This is a genomic window from Vibrio sp. (assembly GCF_984391705.1).
The window spans coordinates 1-16,545 of the sequence record NZ_CFHWOM010000068.1 but is presented as its reverse complement, the minus strand read 5'-3'; the positions used below and the strand labels follow the sequence as shown (position 1 = coordinate 16,545).

Annotated in this window: 14 protein-coding genes; 8 read left to right on the top strand and 6 right to left on the bottom strand. The window is 43.6% G+C overall.

From position 1 onward, the window contains the following. Window positions 1–75: 75 nt before the first annotated feature. The 5 genes from AC4MRV_RS19585 to AC4MRV_RS19565 all read left to right on the top strand — a co-directional run bounded on the left by AC4MRV_RS19585 (window position 76) and on the right by AC4MRV_RS19565 (window position 6,279). On the top strand, window positions 76–1,956 hold the full coding sequence (locus AC4MRV_RS19585) for a propionyl-CoA synthetase (RefSeq protein ID WP_491188984.1): 1,881 nt from the start codon (window positions 76–78) through the stop codon (window positions 1,954–1,956). A 130-nt stretch (window positions 1,957–2,086) separates the two neighbouring features. Beyond that, window positions 2,087–2,461: a VOC family protein gene (locus AC4MRV_RS19580; RefSeq protein ID WP_491188983.1), complete on the top strand. Its 375-nt coding sequence runs from the start codon at window positions 2,087–2,089 to the stop codon at window positions 2,459–2,461. 262 nt (window positions 2,462–2,723) lie between these two features. Beyond that, entirely contained in the window at window positions 2,724–4,241 is a 1,518-nt protein-coding gene (locus AC4MRV_RS19575) for a trypsin-like serine protease (RefSeq protein ID WP_491188986.1), read from the top strand. Between the two features lie 122 nt (window positions 4,242–4,363). Then, complete coding sequence (locus AC4MRV_RS19570; protein WP_491188982.1) at window positions 4,364–4,843, top strand: GNAT family N-acetyltransferase; 480 nt, start codon at window positions 4,364–4,366, stop codon at window positions 4,841–4,843. Between the two features lie 8 nt (window positions 4,844–4,851). Next, window positions 4,852–6,279 (top strand): bifunctional NUDIX hydrolase/phosphatase PAP2 family protein, encoded by a 1,428-nt coding sequence (locus AC4MRV_RS19565; RefSeq protein WP_491188981.1) that lies wholly within the window; start codon window positions 4,852–4,854, stop codon window positions 6,277–6,279. Window positions 6,280–6,295: 16 nt separating this feature from the next. On the opposite strand, the gene AC4MRV_RS19560 is transcribed toward AC4MRV_RS19565, so the two are convergent. Both AC4MRV_RS19560 and AC4MRV_RS19555 read right to left on the bottom strand, forming a co-directional pair. Beyond that, window positions 6,296–7,933 (bottom strand): methyl-accepting chemotaxis protein, encoded by a 1,638-nt coding sequence (locus AC4MRV_RS19560; RefSeq protein WP_491188980.1) that lies wholly within the window; start codon window positions 7,931–7,933, stop codon window positions 6,296–6,298. 148 nt (window positions 7,934–8,081) lie between these two features. Next, entirely contained in the window at window positions 8,082–8,891 is an 810-nt protein-coding gene (locus tag AC4MRV_RS19555) for a Cof-type HAD-IIB family hydrolase (RefSeq protein WP_491188979.1), read from the bottom strand. Between the two features lie 153 nt (window positions 8,892–9,044). Between AC4MRV_RS19555 and queE the strand changes: the two genes are divergently transcribed. Beyond that, window positions 9,045–9,713 carry a 7-carboxy-7-deazaguanine synthase QueE gene (gene queE / locus AC4MRV_RS19550; RefSeq protein WP_491188978.1) on the top strand — a complete coding sequence of 223 codons (669 nt, stop codon included), beginning with the start codon at window positions 9,045–9,047 and terminating at the stop codon, window positions 9,711–9,713. Window positions 9,714–9,725: 12 nt separating this feature from the next. Next, window positions 9,726–10,424 (top strand): 7-cyano-7-deazaguanine synthase QueC, encoded by a 699-nt coding sequence (gene queC, locus AC4MRV_RS19545; protein ID WP_491188985.1) that lies wholly within the window; start codon window positions 9,726–9,728, stop codon window positions 10,422–10,424. Here queC and AC4MRV_RS19540 read toward each other — a convergent pair. The 4 genes from AC4MRV_RS19540 to AC4MRV_RS19525 form a co-directional block, all read right to left on the bottom strand. Continuing rightward, the gene (locus AC4MRV_RS19540; RefSeq protein WP_491188977.1) at window positions 10,381–12,348 is read right to left on the bottom strand and encodes a GGDEF domain-containing protein; all 1,968 of its coding nucleotides are present in this window, start codon (window positions 12,346–12,348) and stop codon (window positions 10,381–10,383) included. The two genes, queC and AC4MRV_RS19540, sit on opposite strands and share 44 nt — an antisense overlap. Window positions 12,349–12,493: 145 nt before the next feature. After that, the gene (locus AC4MRV_RS19535; RefSeq protein ID WP_491188976.1) at window positions 12,494–12,847 is read right to left on the bottom strand and encodes a DUF2750 domain-containing protein; all 354 of its coding nucleotides are present in this window, start codon (window positions 12,845–12,847) and stop codon (window positions 12,494–12,496) included. Window positions 12,848–12,936: 89 nt separating this feature from the next. After that, window positions 12,937–13,548, bottom strand: coding sequence for an OmpA family protein (locus AC4MRV_RS19530; RefSeq protein ID WP_491188975.1), 612 nt, complete (start codon window positions 13,546–13,548; stop codon window positions 12,937–12,939). Between the two features lies 1 nt (window position 13,549). Beyond that, window positions 13,550–14,854, bottom strand: coding sequence for a TolC family outer membrane protein (locus tag AC4MRV_RS19525; RefSeq protein WP_491188974.1), 1,305 nt, complete (start codon window positions 14,852–14,854; stop codon window positions 13,550–13,552). Between the two features lie 415 nt (window positions 14,855–15,269). Between AC4MRV_RS19525 and AC4MRV_RS19520 the strand changes: the two genes are divergently transcribed. Next, window positions 15,270–16,545, top strand: a 1,276-nt coding sequence (locus AC4MRV_RS19520) for an Ig-like domain-containing protein (protein ID WP_491188973.1), incomplete at its 3' end; no start/stop codon positions are given.

The following is a 16,545-nucleotide window of genomic DNA, read 5'->3' as shown; positions in this document are numbered from 1 at the left end:
CGTGTTCCCTCCAATATTTTTGAATAATTCACTTGCTGTAAAAGTGCAATGTCAGGACATACTGGAGGAAGCAATATGTCTGCATATCAACAACAATATCAATGGGCGCAAAGCGAGCCGGAGCAGTTTTGGCAAGCTCAAGCAGAAAGTATCGATTGGTTTGAAGCGCCAAAAACGATTCTAAGCAATGATGAAAATGGGATTGAACGTTGGTTTCCTGATGGCTTGCTGAATACCTGTTGGCTAGCGTTAGATTATCACTGTGAACAAGGGCGTGGAGAGCAAACTGCACTGATCTATGACTCGCCAGTGACTCAACAGAAACGTCACTTTACTTACCATGAAATGCGCGATCAGGTTTCCAAAATTGCAGGTATGCTGGCCACTCAGGGAGTGACGAAAGGGGATCGCGTGGTTATCTATATGCCAATGATCCCTGAAGCGGCCATGGCGATGCTTGCTTGTGCAAGGTTAGGGGCTATCCATTCCGTCGTATTTGGTGGCTTTGCACCCAATGAACTGGCGGTACGTATTGAAGATGCAGAGCCAAAAGTGATCATGACGGCATCGTGCGGCATTGAAGTGAACAAAGTGATTCCGTATAAGCCGCTCGTTGATAAAGCGATCATGGACAGCCGCTGGAAGCCAGATAATGTGTTTGTATTACAGCGGCCTCAGTTAGAGGCAGAGCTTGGATCTGAGCGAGATATCGACTGGAACGCCGCTTTTCACCGCGCGCTTCCCCACGCCTGCGTTCCAGTTTTAGCGACAGATCCGCTATACATCCTTTATACCTCTGGTACAACGGGTAAGCCTAAAGGCGTGGTACGAGATAATGGCGGACACGCAGTTGCGATGAAGTATTCGATGAGTGCTATCTATAACATGCCGCAAGATGGTGTGTTCTGGGCAGCATCGGACGTCGGTTGGGTAGTTGGCCACTCCTACATTGTTTATGCGCCGCTGATTCATGGTTGTACGACCATCTTGTTTGAAGGCAAACCAGTAAGAACACCTGATCCAGGCGCGTTCTGGCGAGTGTGTGAAGAATACAAAGTGGATGTGCTTTTCTCTGCGCCAACGGCTTTTCGTGCGATTAAGAAAGAAGACCCAGAGGGTAAGTACCTTGAGCAATATGACCTATCTAATCTGAAAACCATCTTTATGGCGGGCGAACGACTCGATCCACCAACCTTAGAGTGGGTAGAGTCCAAATCGCACAAACCGGTTGTGGATCACTGGTGGCAAACAGAGACCGGCTGGGCAATCGCTGGTAATCCAACTGGTATTGAATCTATGCCTGTCAAAGCGGGTTCGGCAACTAAGCCTATACCTGGCTATCAGGTTGAAATTCTAAATGAGCTTGGCGAGGTTTGCGACCATAACCAACAAGGCTTTGTTGCCCTTAAACGCCCATTGCCACCGAGTTGTTTACCGACGGTCTGGCGTAATCATGACAGGTTTGAGTCGGGGTATTTAAGCCAGTTCCCGGGTTATTACGTGTCAGGTGACGGTGGCTACCTCGATGAAGATGGGTATTTGTTTATTATGGGCCGTATTGATGACGTCATTAACGTTGCAGGTCACCGCCTTTCAACCGGCGAAATGGAAGAGATTGTCGGAGGACATCCGGCTATTGCTGAGTGTGCGGTTGTCGGCGTTCACGATGAGCTAAAAGGGCAGCTTCCACTTGGGTTTGTGGTATTAAAAGATGGCGTTAAGGTCGATGACTTAGAGTTAGAAGGTGAGCTTGTCGGCAAAGTCCGTGAAGAGATCGGTGCAGTTGCCTGTTTCAAACATGCACTTGTGGTTGAGCGGCTGCCCAAAACCCGCTCGGGTAAAATCTTGCGTCGTACGATTCGTCAAATTGCTGATGGAGAGCAGTACACCGTGCCTTCAACGATTGACGACCCAACCAGCTTAGATGAGATTTCCAAAGCGCTTCATAACGAATAAGCAATAGGAAAGTTTCGAAATTATACGAGCGAGATACTAGAAATAGTGTCTCGCTTTTTTAGTGATGAACGAATCAAGCTAGTATCCATTTTAACGAAAAACTGTTTCTATTATTCATAAGGATATCCCAGTGATCTTAAATCATGTTTCGCTTGGTACAAACAACCTAGCACTCGCTATTAATTTCTATGATGCAGTGTTAACTCCTCTAGGAATTGCTCGTACTCACACCATTGAAAATGAAGCGGCTGCGTATGGTAAGCAGTTTGAGTTTTGGATTGGTTGCTCTTGTACTTCTCAACCTACGAGCAGTGGGAATGGTATTCATATTGCTTTGAACGCGCCTAGCCGAAAAGCGGTCGATGCTTTTTACTCAACGGCGATTGAATTAGGCGGAAAATGTGAAGGCGTTCCTGGTACTCGCCCAGAGTATGGTGAGGGTTATTATGCCGCTTACGTCAGAGATTTAGATGGCAATAAAATAGAAGCGGTATGCCTTACTTAAATATGATAAGCACTCTCTTTGTTTTTTCGGTGAGACGAATAAACTTGGATCTGATTCAATAAAATAAATCACTCAATTTCCATTTAGAACATGAATGTAATGGCTTCATCGCATTGTTAACAACTATTTACATTTTAACTTGGGGGAATAAAAAATTGCTGCTTGTTTATAGAAAGGCGCGATTTCCGCGTCAGATAAACAAGAGGATCTTGAATTGAAAACGATAAGGAAGATTTACCTTCTAACTCTATTAACTGCGCCAATGTGTGCAGTTGCTTTTGATGATGCGCAAACACAAAGCTACATTGAGCCTAGGATTGTGGGTGGTAGCCCAGCCAAAGCTCAGGATTGGAAGTTCTACACCCAATTAGTCAGTCGTTCTGGAAACCGCTCATACTGTGGAGCAAGTTACATTGGTGACGGCTGGGTATTAACTGCGGCGCACTGTGTCGACGGTGATGTGCCTTCTCAAGTCGCAGTTAAGATTGGTGGATATTACTATAACGGTACTGATGGTGTTCGAGCTAACGTGAGTCAAATTCACATCCATCCGCAATACAATAGTCGCAATCTCTCTCATGATATTGCGTTACTAAAGCTGAGCTCTATCCCTTCAGGTGTGACCACCGTAGAAATTGCCGAAGGCAGTCTTAGCCAATATGTAATAACGGGGGACCTTCTTACCGTTGCGGGTTTAGGTCGCACAACAGAAGGAGGTTCATCGCCAAGTGTTTTACAGGAAGTTGATGTACCGCTAGTCTCGGATTCAACATGCCGTCAAGCCGGTGGAACTTATGCAACGGTCGGAGATGTCTCGTTTTGTGCTGGAGTTCCTCAGGGCGGAATCGATTCTTGTCAGGGAGACAGTGGCGGGCCCATTGTTATCAACCGTTCTGGAACCATTACCCAGTTAGGTATTGTCAGCTGGGGTATTGGCTGTGCAAGACCAGGCAAGTATGGTGTATACAGCGACATTGCTGCGCTTAGATCATTTGTGGATTCTGTTAAAGGTACAGGGACCCCACCAAGTGAAGTTGTTTCTGTTGGCTATGAGAAAAGCCAAACACTGCCATCTTTCGAAGTTGGACAATCTCAAGCACATGCTTTCAAAATAAAGAATACGGGGTCGGCGAATTTTACTGTTGATGCTATGAGGTTATCTGGCTCTGGCGTCATCCAGTCACCAATGGTTACTCAAGATCTGTGTTCTCAAACTACGTTGTCGGCAGGGCAGCAGTGTTCAGTCTCAGTTGAGTTTGGTGCAACAGGTGAAGGAGTTGCACAAGCAACTCTTAGCTTCGGTATCGATAAAACCGCAACAACGTACCGTTCGGTAGTTTCTGCAACCGCGGTTATGCAAACGCCTCCAAGCGGTGGCTGTGATAATTTGTGGCAAGCCTCATCGGTCTACAATACCGGAGATACCGTAAGTTGGGATGGTCAAGCTTGGCAAGCGCAGTGGTGGACGCAAGGTAATAATCCTTCTGAGTCAGGGCCGTGGGGTGTATGGCAGCCTACCTCAGCTTCAGACTGTGGCAGTGTTCCTCCTACGGAGCCAACTCCTCCAATAGAGCCTGTACCGCCAACCGACCCAACGCCACCTACAGATGCGAATGCCTACCAAGCGGGCACAAGCTATAACGCGGGTGATGTAGTAACAAATAAAGGTGCAAGTTATCAGTGTAAGTCATGGCCATACAATCTATGGTGTGGCTCTACACCAAGTGCTTATGAGCCAGGAGTTGGCACAAACTGGCAGATCGCGTGGACTCAGCTATAACGAGTCATAAACGAGAATGTACTATGATTTACGCCTAGCCCTCTTACCTTAGAGGGCTTTTTTGTTGATAATTCTTGAAGAAACAATCACACTGTTACTTTATTCGCTTCACAAAAATATCTATGCACCCCTTTAGTATAAGAGCGGCCAATCAGAATGATCTTGAACAGCTCAACGAGCTTATGTATCAGCTTCATGATGAACATCATCAACAAAACCCTGAGTACTTTAAAACAGCTAATGAAATAGAGCAGGAAAAGAGCATTGCTCGTTACTTAGATAACCCCGATTGCTTAGTCTTTGTGGCTTGTGTAGAAGAAACAATTGTGGGATTTATTACAGGGCATTTTTGTGAGTTGATCTCCACAGTGAGCAAACCAGTTCAAATGGGGAGTGTTGATGAGCTTTACGTTTTGATTCCGTATCGAAAAGAAGGTGTCGCGAAAGCACTGTGTGGAAAACTAGAGAAGCGATTTGAAGAATATGGAGTGAAAGAGATGTTTGTAGAAGTTTGGAACTTCAACCAGCCAGCAAATCGTCTCTATCAACAGCTAGGTTTCGTCAGCCATATTAACTGGCTACGTAAACCAATAGGAAGATAATAGAAGTAATGAGTATTAATGTTCAACTGCTTAGCCGCTTTGTGTTTTTATTGCTAAGCATGATTTCATTTTCAGGCTATGCGCAAGAGCCAGCACCTGATGTTAAAGGCGCAGCGTGTATCATCCGCGCTGATAACAAATTAGTGATGGTACACGAAATCATAACCAAGAAACTCTCTTTACCAGCAGGGCGCGTTGAAGCGGGAGAAGATCCGGCTATCTCGGCGCAGAGAGAGACATGGGAAGAGACAGGCCTTGTCGTTAATATCAATGGCGTATTAGGTCGAACTAAAGACGCGATATTCTATGATTGTGTTTCTGAGTCAGATATCGTTTCTTTTCAGTTTAACAACATCCATGATGGCTTTGAGTTGCCTATCTGGTTTGCCCCACATTATGGGATAGAAATCTCTTCAGCCATGCTTGTTGACCCGAGAAACATCCCTGCGAATGAGTATCGATTTCCAGAGCAAATGGAGTGGGTGACTGAAATCACTCAGAAGGCAACGGATCAATCTGTTCTCTATGTAGGAAACTTGGTTGAAGCCGCACCAAGCTTTAATCAGGTTGAGTTAGGTTGGATGCTTGAGTTTCAGCATATAATCTTGTCACTGCCTGATAGTATACGAGACTCTGTAAGAGGCATGATCATGGGGGGGAACTTGCTTGCGGAACCATTTTTATTGATCATTCTGTTGCCCCTTGTTTACCTCCGGTATGGCAAACATTTTACCTATAAGATCTTTTTTGCCGTAACAGTCACCTCGTTGATGAGTTTGGTTGCACAGCAGGGATTCGCGTTCCCACGTCCACATGTTTATCTTCCTGCCGTTGAGTTAGTGCAAACATACGGATATAGCTTCCCAAGTACACCTGCTGCAATTTGGTTGTGCATTGGAGTATTGATTCTCAACGCAGAAAACAAACTTTCATTCAACCAACTTTCAGTTGGATTCTCTGCGATTATCCTATGGCTAGGGCTTGCTAAATTCTATACAGGCTCAGCATTTATGCTAGATATCTTAAGCGGTGCATTATTAGGTTTCTTGTGCTCATGGCATATCATCCGACTTGACGGTAAACCTGATGTGAATGCTGTTGAATTGCTATCGTCAAAAATCGTCTGGTTTATGTTGCTAGCAATGTGCGTTGTTATGGGGATGTTTTGGCCAAGCCCTGTAGTTGCGTACTGGTTTGCAATTATAGCAACAGTGATCATATTGCTCTTCACACTTAAGGAGAGTGAGGGGGTGGCTTCTAGTAAGACGGTTTACTTGTTGACCATGGTATTATTGGCTGTGAACGTTGCGATTTCTTTGGCAGCAAACATAGTTTCCACAAGTACAATGCTCACGCTTGCGGTTGAAGTATTTCGATATCCAGTATTAATTTTGCTATTTGTTTTGACAGTTCGCCGAACAATACAGGCTGCGTAATGCAGCCTATTTTTTCTTAGCACTTAAATTGTGATACCAGTTTATCTAGTCTTTCACATTGCGAGCTAAGAGATTTCAGAGATTGCTCTGCGGTATCCACAGTTTCAACCATATCATTGCTGTTGAGTGCTATTTTTTGAATGTTTGTATTTACGTCTTCACTTACTGTGCTTTGCTGAGTCGCAGCAGCAGCGATTTGCGTGTTCATTTCACTCATTCGAGCGATAGCAGACAATATTTCTTGTAGCGACTCTGTTGCACTGCTAGCGGAGTGGATCGTTCCCTCGCTGCTTTCTTTACTTGCTTGCATCACTTTTACAGCTTGCTCGGCACCCGATTGTAATCGCTCAATCATGGATTGAATTTGGCCTGTACTTTGCTGAGTTCGGCTTGCTAAAGAGCGCACTTCGTCAGCGACTACCGCAAAGCCACGCCCTTGCTCTCCCGCTCTCGCTGCTTCAATGGCTGCATTCAGTGCAAGTAAGTTTGTTTGTTCGGCAATACCGCAAATCACATCCAATATAGAGGCAATGTTACCCACGTCTTGATCAAGAGTGTGAATAACATGGCTAGCGTTATCGACATCATTAGCGAGTTCGCGAATGGATTGAACGGTTGAATTTAGTACCAGGTTAGTTGCTTGCACTTCTTGATCTGCGCTGGTACTAGCGCTTGCGGCATCTCGTGCGTTGTCGCTTACCGACTGGCTAGTTGCTTGCATTTGATGTACTGCAGCTGCCACTAGTTCACTTTCACGTTGCTGCTGATTGGTAGATTCTGAAATAGAGTGAGTGACGGTAGAGAGGTGGGTCATCTCTCCACGAATTGACTGTGTCGTATCAATCACTTGCTCAATAGTTGTTTGAATTTTAGTGGCGAATAGATTGAACGCTTGGCCGAGCTGTCCAATTTCATCTCTTGAGTGTGTATTGATGCGTTGGCTTAAGTCTCCATCACCAGAAGATATTTCGCTCATTGCGGCTGTGATGTGTTCTATCGGTTTGACTATAGCTTTAATTAAAAACCAACATGTCATCAAGGCAAGAAGAATGACTAACACTGTGCCCGCTTCAAGCGTAAGTTCGGCGCGCTTTTGAGCTGCGGAGTTCATGTCTTGCGCTTTTGTTCTCGCCTCTTCAATGATGTCTTTGACGATATTGAGCTGCTTGCGTACAGTAATGAATTGGCGTTCAAACAGTTGCTTGTTTTGCTCATAATGGCTTGACCATTGTGATTGAGGGAGTGCGATGAACTGTTCGTAACTTGCTAGCCATTGCTGGCCAAGTTGGACTAAGATTTCAATTTCGCGAGAGGCTGATTTTGGTAATAGTTCAAGCTCCACCAACTCCATAGCGTGTCGCATTCTTGGTAAGGCTTTATATGCGTTGTCTTTGTACTCGAACATGTGATGCTCGATCTCTTTAGAGGATGAGGCTAAAACCAAGCCTTGAACTGCAGACGTTGCCTGGTAGAGATCGCGATAGGCGTCTTCAATTGTAAAGAGTGCTGGGAGGTAATCTTGTTGAATTGACCGAGATATTTGAGCCTGCTTCTGAGACGTCAGAACATTGAGGATGGAGCTCGCACTAAAGAGAAAAATAATCAGGAAAACCGGAAATACGATTTTCTTTTTAACTGAAAGATTGGAAAACATAGGTCTAGTCTGTATAAATAGGAACAGACCTAATACTATCAATCTCCTCGGTATGTGTCGTTTAAGGTTATGTTTTTTATGGATAAAACTTTTTGTCGTAACGATAAAACTGGCAACTAATACGGGTGTATTAATTGCCAATCTATCATTATAAGTTGAGAATAAATTTGTCGATGACTTTAGCAACGCCATCGTCATTGTTGCTATCGGTAATGTAATCAGCGATTGCTTTGGTTTGTGGCATCGCATTGTTCATCGCAACCCCAAGCCCCGCATATTCGATCATATGATGGTCATTCTCGGCATCGCCCACGCAGATTACGTCCGTAGAATCTATCGCTAGATATTCGCATATAGCCTGAATACCTATCCCTTTATTGCTATCTAAATTGAGAAACTCAAGGAAGAAGGGCGCGCTTTGAACGATCGTAAATTCACGGTGTAGTTCTGCAGGGATATTCTTGATTGCTTCAGTAAGCTTACGAGGTTCTCCAACAATCATTGCTTTAACAATAGGATGATCGTCCGCTATAGCATCAAATGACATCTCTGTTACAGGCACACCATTGATTGTAGATTCGATATCCGTGAATTCATTCTGTTCTGGTGTAATTAGCCCATACTCAGTGCTGAAAGCATGGCAAAACAGTCCCAACTCGTTTGCAAGATTAGCCACTTTCTTCGCTTGCTTACCATTTAGAATCGCTTGGTGGATGACTTTATCGCTACCGAGCTCCTTAACCATCGAACCATTGAAGTAGACGACGAACTCGTTGTGATTAACCAAATCCAATTGATCGAGGAGGCTAGACATACCATCTAGAGGTCGACCTGATGCGAGTACAATTTTTATACCCTTTTCGCGAGCACGAGCGATAGCTTGCTTGGTGTTTTCGCTTATAGTCTTGTCACTCGTTAAAAGAGTACCGTCCAAGTCAAGCGCAATGAGTTTGTACATAACTTACCTAAAATGAAAAAACAAAAATCAAAAGATTGGCAGGATATAGGTTCGTTAAGTAATGATCAATTTATGAATAGGTTGACCTTCTTATCTAGGTCATTTAAGGTCTCCGTCCTGCAAGTTTTGCGAATAAGTTAGGCTGAGAGTAAGTTGTATAAAGTTAACGAAATGTTTGAAACAATTCAGGGGGAAGGGGTCTTTACTGGCGTACCTTCAGTATTTGTTCGTCTACAAGAATGCCCAGTAGGTTGCGCTTGGTGTGATACTAAGCAGACTTGGGATGCGACACCACAAGATGAAACAAGCTTCTCCAAGATTATGGCCAAAACAGAAGACTCTCCGACATGGTGCAGATCTACGGCAGAAGGCATCGTTAACGAATACCTTAATCAAGGGTATACGGCTAAACACATCGTGATTACGGGTGGTGAGCCTTGTATCTACGACTTAATCCCTCTTACACAAGCTTTTGAAAGCATTGGATGCCAGTGTCAAATTGAAACCAGTGGAACCTCTGAAGTTCGCGCCACAGAGAAAACATGGGTGACAGTGTCACCAAAGGTGGCAATGAAAGGCAAATTGCCTGTGCTTGATTCTGCGCTTGTTCGAGCTAACGAAATTAAACATCCAGTCGCGACTCAAAAAGATATCGACCAACTCGACGAGTTAATCGAACGCGCGAATGTAAGTGATACCGCGGTCATTGCACTGCAACCGATTAGCCAAAAGCCACGAGCGACACAGCTGTGTATTGATGTGTGTGTTAAGCGCAACTGGCGTTTATCGATCCAAACTCATAAGTATTTAAGTATTGCCTAAAGGAAAGTCATGATGAGAAAAGCAGTTGTTGTATTTAGTGGCGGTCAAGACTCTACGACTTGTTTGGTCAAGGCGCTAAAAGAGTTTGATGAGGTGCATGCAATCACATTTGATTATGGACAGCGTCACAAGCTAGAGATTGAAGTAGCTAAGAGCTTAGCAAATGAGCTGGGTGTTAAGGCACATAAGATCATGGATGTTGGTTTATTAAACGAACTTGCAATCAGTTCGTTGACTCGTGATGACATTCCAGTGTCACACGAACTGCAAGAAAACGGACTGCCAAATTCCTTTGTCCCTGGTCGCAACATCTTGTTTTTAACGCTTGCGGGTATCTACGCGTATCAGATCGGGGCTCAGTCAGTCATTACAGGCGTTTGTGAGACAGACTTTTCAGGTTATCCAGATTGCCGAGACGAGTTCGTTAAGTCTATGAATAATGCGCTTGTATTGGGAATGGATCGAACTTTCGACATTGAGACGCCACTAATGTGGTTGAACAAGGCCGAAACGTGGGCACTTGCTGATCAGTATAATGCGTTGCAGCTTGTTCGTGAAAAAACACTGACTTGCTACAACGGTATTATTGGCGACGGGTGTGGAGATTGCCCATCGTGTGAACTACGTAAAATAGGTTTAAACGACTACCTAACTAATAGTGAATCAATCATGGCTGAGTTGGTGAGCAAGCAGCGCTCTCAAGATAAATAGGTTCGTTAAACGCATCGATGGTTTGATTTTTGCCAGTTTGTTTTACTTGATAGAGAGCTTGGTCAAGAATTGAATAGAGCTCGTCGAAATCTGATAGTGATTTTGATGTGGCCAAATATGAGAAGCTAGCCGTTACGTTTAGCTTCTCATTGCTTTCAGAACGAAAGAATGCCATCGCAATGGACTTATGTAGTTGGTCAACTCTGTCACTGACATCCAACTCATCTACCTTTGTCATGACAACCACAAACTCTTCACCGCCTAAGCGCCCGAAAATATCGTGCTTACCACATTGTGAAAAAATCACCTCTGAGATACGTGTTAGCGCTCTGTCCCCTGTAGGATGACCATATAAATCGTTAATCTGCTTAAAGTCATCTAGGTCTAGCAAAACCACCAAGTGTTTAAGTCGGGTATCATTTAATCGAGGTAAAGCTTTAATATCTCGAATGGTTGCGGCTCGATTACGAGCGCCAGTAACGGAATCTATCTCAGCTAGCTTAAGCGCTTTGCGCCTCGAGTATGAAGAGAATATGAGGAGCCCAATTAATGCGCTACAACCTGAGGCGAAAATATAAAACAGAGATTTATACTGCTCGAGTTGTTTATGTAAGAGAGTATTTTTATCAAGTAACTCAGAATGTTGTAGCTGTTGAATATACTCTTTTTGGGCTACATCTAGGGCCAAGTAAGCCGACTGATGCTGCTTATCTCGCTTATTGAGTTCTTCAGTAACGTAGTCTTGGTAGTAACGTAAAGACTTCTGGTATTGTCCTTGTGCTTCAGCAATGTCGGCTAATGCTTTAAGGGCGTATCCTTTCAGAGGCACGCTTCCTACCGCGTTAGCTAACGTTATCGCATTATTGGCGAAATCTTCAGCCCGAATATACATTCCTTGTTGTTGATAAGAGTGGGCAAGCGTGAGGTAGATGTCTCCCCTGATTTGATCGTTACCTTGAACAGATGCATTTTCTAATGCTTCAAGTAGGAATTTGTTTCCTTTCTTGAACTCTTTTTGTGCGATGTTTGCTTTTCCAAGTCCAAGCAATGCATAGGTTAGACCATAGATGTGGTTGTATCGCTCTAGAATTTTCTGCGATTGAGTAAAGTGATGGATAGCTGCACTATAATCGCCTTCGCTGAGTAGAATATCCCCCATGCTATGGTGGGTTTGTGCCAAGAGTAATTCACTAGAAGACTCGCTGCGTAGTTTTAGAGCTATGCTTGCGTATTCTTTTGCGAGGGGGAGGTTGCCTAAGTTTTTCAGTAATAGTGAAGCGTCATTGTAAACACCCGATGGATCAATATGGCTAGGTATTATTGCTAAGTAATCTTGATATGCTTTTAACGCGTTACGGTAATCTCCGATGTACTCGAAGTTGTTGGCGATCACTCTGAGCGCTTTGTATTTAGGTAATGTAGTGAGTCTGCTGTCATCGAGGTGTGTACTAAGTGATGAGCAATATAAAGCAGCCTTGTGGAATTGTCCTTGTTTGTTTAACGTCCTGCATAGGTGGTATTCAAATAGCACCTTACCATCGATTTGGTTTGTCTCTGTCGCATATTTTAAAAGAGTTAAATAGCCTTGTTTAGCGGCTTCAAACTTAAGGTGCTCTTCGCTGTTTAAAGCTGAGATAAATGTCTGCTCTAATCTAGAGTACTGTTCATTATGCGGAATTTGGTTCCCGTGGTATGGGTGTCCACGCAAAATCATAAATCCATGGATTTTGGAGCTGATATAGAGCTTTTCTATGCCAGGCGCAAGCGCGTTGTATCGGTCTTGCAGCATGGCTAATGCTCGTTGATCATCTTTAGCGAGCACTTCGCTATAGGCCTGCTCCCAGCTAGCGAGATCATCTTGTGCGAATGATAAAGGTGAAAATAGCAGTGTAGCGAGTGTTAACCTAGTAAATAGACGTTTCATAGTTATAGTTTTTGTTCTGTTTAACGTCATTTTAGTGCTAAGAAGTATTAGCGCACAATATATGGTTTTCTAAAGGTGGAGAAATTGCGATGTATGTGGAATTGTTTTGAGCTAAAAAAAGCGCCCATTTGAGCGCTATCAGAAATTAAGCTAGGTACAGTTTTGCTAAATCACTTGGTTCCATCTCTCGGCCTTCAAGCGTAGCATTCCAGTTCGTACCAACTAAAACACCGTCTTCAGCTAAAGTCAGTAGCCAATCTTCAACAAAAATATCTAGAGGAATCTCTAGAACCTCGAAATCTGCCCACTCTTCAACATTGTGAGCCTCTGCGTCTTCTTTCGCTGACCAGAATGGCATTACTTCACTATTTTCAAACTCAGTAGAGTCACATGATAGCCAGCCTTCTTCATTACGTAAGCCCCAAACCAATTTGTTTTCTTTGGTTCCGGCAACAAAAAGCTCAAGGTTTGCTTCGATGTCTGCAGTTAATTTGCTCATGAGGTTATTCTCTTAATTACAATCGGCGATAGAGTAGCACTGATAGGGAAAAATCAGAAATAAAAAGGGAGCGTTAAGCTCCCTTTTCTTTATTTTTCAATCTTCGTGAAGATTGACCATTCTTCTTTAACATGTCCTTTATGGCCAATAACACTTGCAACCACCTTACGGTTTTGCGCATGTGCGTATTCGTCATTGCCTTCGACAGATAGATTGGTGTCGCCGAAGCCAACAATGTGAACGCGGCTTGGGTCAATGTAGTAACTTAACAATAGATTTTCTACTGCTTCTGCTCTTCGCTTAGAGAGCTCTAAGTTGTAGTCCGCACGCCCAACTTTACTTGCGAACCCTTGAAGTTCCACAGTAGTAGATGGGTACTCTTCTAAGAAGTCAGCAAGCTCACGAACCTGAGTCATGAAAACTGGCTGGACTTCAGCAGAGTCATTCGCAAACAAAATATGTAAGTCAATTTTCTCAGACGTGTTAATGTAAGTGCCGCAGCCATCATTGTCTAGTTCTGAACGAGCTGGGGTCTGAGGACAAAGATCACGCGCATTGATTACGCCATCTTTGTCATCATCCATCAAATCGTCTATTTGATTAGGAACCGGCGTCTCTATGTAGTCGTATTCATCCTCAGCAAAACTGTTAGAACTTACGAATACAGTCGTAATTAATAGTGATAATGCTAGCTTTTTCATGTTAGTAGTCCACCGCCTCGTTCCATTCGTCTGGCGTATCTACACGTAATGCAGAAAGTAAACCACCAGTTGCGTTCATGACACGATACTTCGCATATTGCTCATCGTATTTAGCGTCTAAATAACCTTTACGCGCTTCAAATAACTCGTTCTCAGTGTTCAACAAGTCGAGAAGAGTACGCTTACCAAGCTTATATTGTTTCTCGTAGGCAATAACGGTGTCAGACGCAGAGTCGACGTGATCGGCAAGAAATTCTTTTTGTTGAACCGTTAAGTCTAGGGCACTCCACGATAAACGCAGTCCTTCTTCAACGGTACGGAACGTGTAATTGCGTAAATCTTTAGCTTTGTTTAACTGGTAGGCTGCACTATCTGTTCGATCTGAGTCCGAGCCACCGTTGTAGAGATTGTATCTCATGCGAAGCATTGCCGAAAATTCTTCACTCGATCCCTCAATACCGCCTGCATCATCACGCCATGTTTGGTTTGCTTCGATGGACAAGGTCGGGAAGTTAACGCCTTTGGTCTGTTCAAATTGAAAACGCGCTGAATCAACATCGGCTTGAGCGATCTTGATTACAGGGTGATTATTGAAAGCGTCGTCTAGAGCGTCATCAACGGTGAAAGGTATTGCGTTTTGGTCAGCTCGAGGGAAAGTTAACCCTTGAGGCGCTTGACCAACAATACGCTTAAATTGTGTATGTACATCAAATAGATTGTTTTGCGCTGCTAGAAGGTTTCCGTGTGCTTTTGCTAGTCGAGCTTCAACTTGAGACATGTCGGCAGTTGAACCGATTCCTGAATCTACACGCTTTTTAATATCGCGATAAATATCTTTATGTACGGCAAGATTGCTCTCTGAAAGCGCTAACACTTCATATGCTTTAGTTGCATCGAGGTAGATTTTAGTCACTTCCAGAGCAATGTCTTGAGCATCAGCGAGGAGTTGGTAGCGAACCGACTCAGCGTCTGCCGCGGTTCGGTCCATATCGTTAAGCGTTGCTGAACCATCCCAGATTAGCTGAGTTAGGGAAAGAGTCGCTTCTTTACGAGTCAATTCGTTTTCTGTGCCAGAAGCCAAATCAACCTTTTCGTAACCAATGCCTGCGTCAAGGTCAACTTTAGGTAAGTATGCACCCGATGATGCTTCAGAGTCGTACACCTTACTCTGAAATTCATTATAAGAAGCTTTGACCTTTGGATTATGCGTAATCGTGTAAGCGACCGCTTGTTCTAATGTTTGACTGTGTGCAGGAAAGCTAAGTGCAATAGCGCAACTTAGTACTTTCAACTTATTCCAATTCACTTTAACTCTCCTCAACATGCTGTTGTGCGATGGATATTACTCAATTTATAGTCTCATTTTTGAGATATAGCCAACGTAAGCGTCAATAAAGTAACACTAAATCATGACTATGACTAATAGAAAGGTTATTTAAATTGTTAAAAAATAGTGATCTTTATACTTTTGTGAGGCAGTTATATATATCAATATGACGGGACGATGTTCTGTTTAATAGTTGGTACAATTGAGATCTTGATTCAACATTTGCGTTTATAAAATGAAACAAGTTTTTCAATAAACATGTTGAGTGTACAAAATTTTAGTTTTGCTAATTTATCAATAATGTTAATTTATACAGATTGTGAATGGTAAAATTGCCAATTTATTGTCGTTTTAAACAAAACGATACAGGTAGTAAAGGATTAGGGGCTCGATTATGGGTTTTGGTGCATACGTGGCGTTAAGCAATTTAGCTAGTGGTCAAATAGTTGTAATCGATACTAATGGTAACGTACGAGTGTTGCTTGAAGGTGAATTACCGAAGCAAGGTGAAGTCGTTCTAAATAATCAGGATGTCTTCTTTAACGGAAAACCACAGTTAAGTGCTGAAATAATTTCTGAAGATGGTATCCCTCAAGATATCACTAGTGAATTAGAAGATATTTTTGCAGCTCTTGAAGAAGGTCAAGACCCAACTCAACTTGGGGAAGACTTTGCAACTGCTGCTGGTGGTCAAAGTGGATCTAGTTTAACTGAATCTGGAACGATTTCTCGCGATGGTTCAGAAACCCTAGCTTCAACGGAATTTGTGACCGAAGGTCTTGCTTCTTTGGGACTTTCTGAAACGCAAAGCCTATCTTTACTTGAGCAATACCAAACTCTACAACAGCCTCCTGTATTCGTTGATGGCAATTCAACGCCACTTGGTGATGATATTCAAGTTACTACCGAGGAAGACACTCCAGTTAATGGCCAGTTGGTAGCAACAGATCCAGATGGTGATGAACTGACATTCACTCAAAGTCAGCCTCCGAGCAATGGTGAAGTTACCGTTAACCCAGACGGTACGTGGACGTATACTCCTGATGAAAACTTTGATGGTTCAGATAGTTTTGAAGTAACAGTGGATGATGGAAACGGTGGAACAGATACCATTACCATTAATATTGCTGTAGACCCAATTCCTGAATTGAGTGTTAGTGGTGGTGGTGATGTTAATGAGGGCAATGATGCTGTTTTTACAGTTGATCTGGATAAGCCTTCTAATCAAGACACAATTATTAAGCTGACACTGGTTACCGACAGCGCTGAAAATGATGATATTGGTAGTATCGTCGTAACCACGCCTGATGGCACGATCATTCCTGTTAACCCTGATGGAACGGTTGTGATACCTCAGGGCGTCACTTCAATTGAGGTGACAGTACCTACAAATAATGATGATATCTATGAAGGGGATGAGACGTTTGATCTTATTGTCGAGGCTGTTGATGGTCTAATAGGCAATCCAACGGGTACGGCGACCATCAAAGACGACGGTACGGGTCCAGGTCCAGGTACACCAGACAACGATAAGCCTGAGCTTACCGTCACGGGCGGTGGCGACGTGAATGAAGGCACCGACGCGGTGTTCACTGTATCGCTTTCGAATGAAACGGAAGCGCCAGTGGTGGTGAACCTTGCGCCAACGACGGACGGTTACACGGCCGAAG

Coding starts and splice junctions, on each gene's coding strand:
- AC4MRV_RS19575 (WP_491188986.1), top strand. CDS start 2,724: ATGTGTGCAGTTGCTTTTGATGATGCGCAAACACAAAGCTACATTGAG.
- queC (WP_491188985.1), top strand. CDS start 9,726: ATGAGAAAAGCAGTTGTTGTATTTAGTGGCGGTCAAGACTCTACGACT.
- AC4MRV_RS19570 (WP_491188982.1), top strand. CDS start 4,364: ATGCACCCCTTTAGTATAAGAGCGGCCAATCAGAATGATCTTGAACAG.
- AC4MRV_RS19540 (WP_491188977.1), bottom strand. CDS start 12,348: ATGAAACGTCTATTTACTAGGTTAACACTCGCTACACTGCTATTTTCA.
- AC4MRV_RS19585 (WP_491188984.1), top strand. CDS start 76: ATGTCTGCATATCAACAACAATATCAATGGGCGCAAAGCGAGCCGGAG.
- AC4MRV_RS19565 (WP_491188981.1), top strand. CDS start 4,852: ATGAGTATTAATGTTCAACTGCTTAGCCGCTTTGTGTTTTTATTGCTA.
- AC4MRV_RS19560 (WP_491188980.1), bottom strand. CDS start 7,933: ATGTTTTCCAATCTTTCAGTTAAAAAGAAAATCGTATTTCCGGTTTTC.
- AC4MRV_RS19555 (WP_491188979.1), bottom strand. CDS start 8,891: ATGTACAAACTCATTGCGCTTGACTTGGACGGTACTCTTTTAACGAGT.
- AC4MRV_RS19530 (WP_491188975.1), bottom strand. CDS start 13,548: ATGAAAAAGCTAGCATTATCACTATTAATTACGACTGTATTCGTAAGT.
- AC4MRV_RS19535 (WP_491188976.1), bottom strand. CDS start 12,847: ATGAGCAAATTAACTGCAGACATCGAAGCAAACCTTGAGCTTTTTGTT.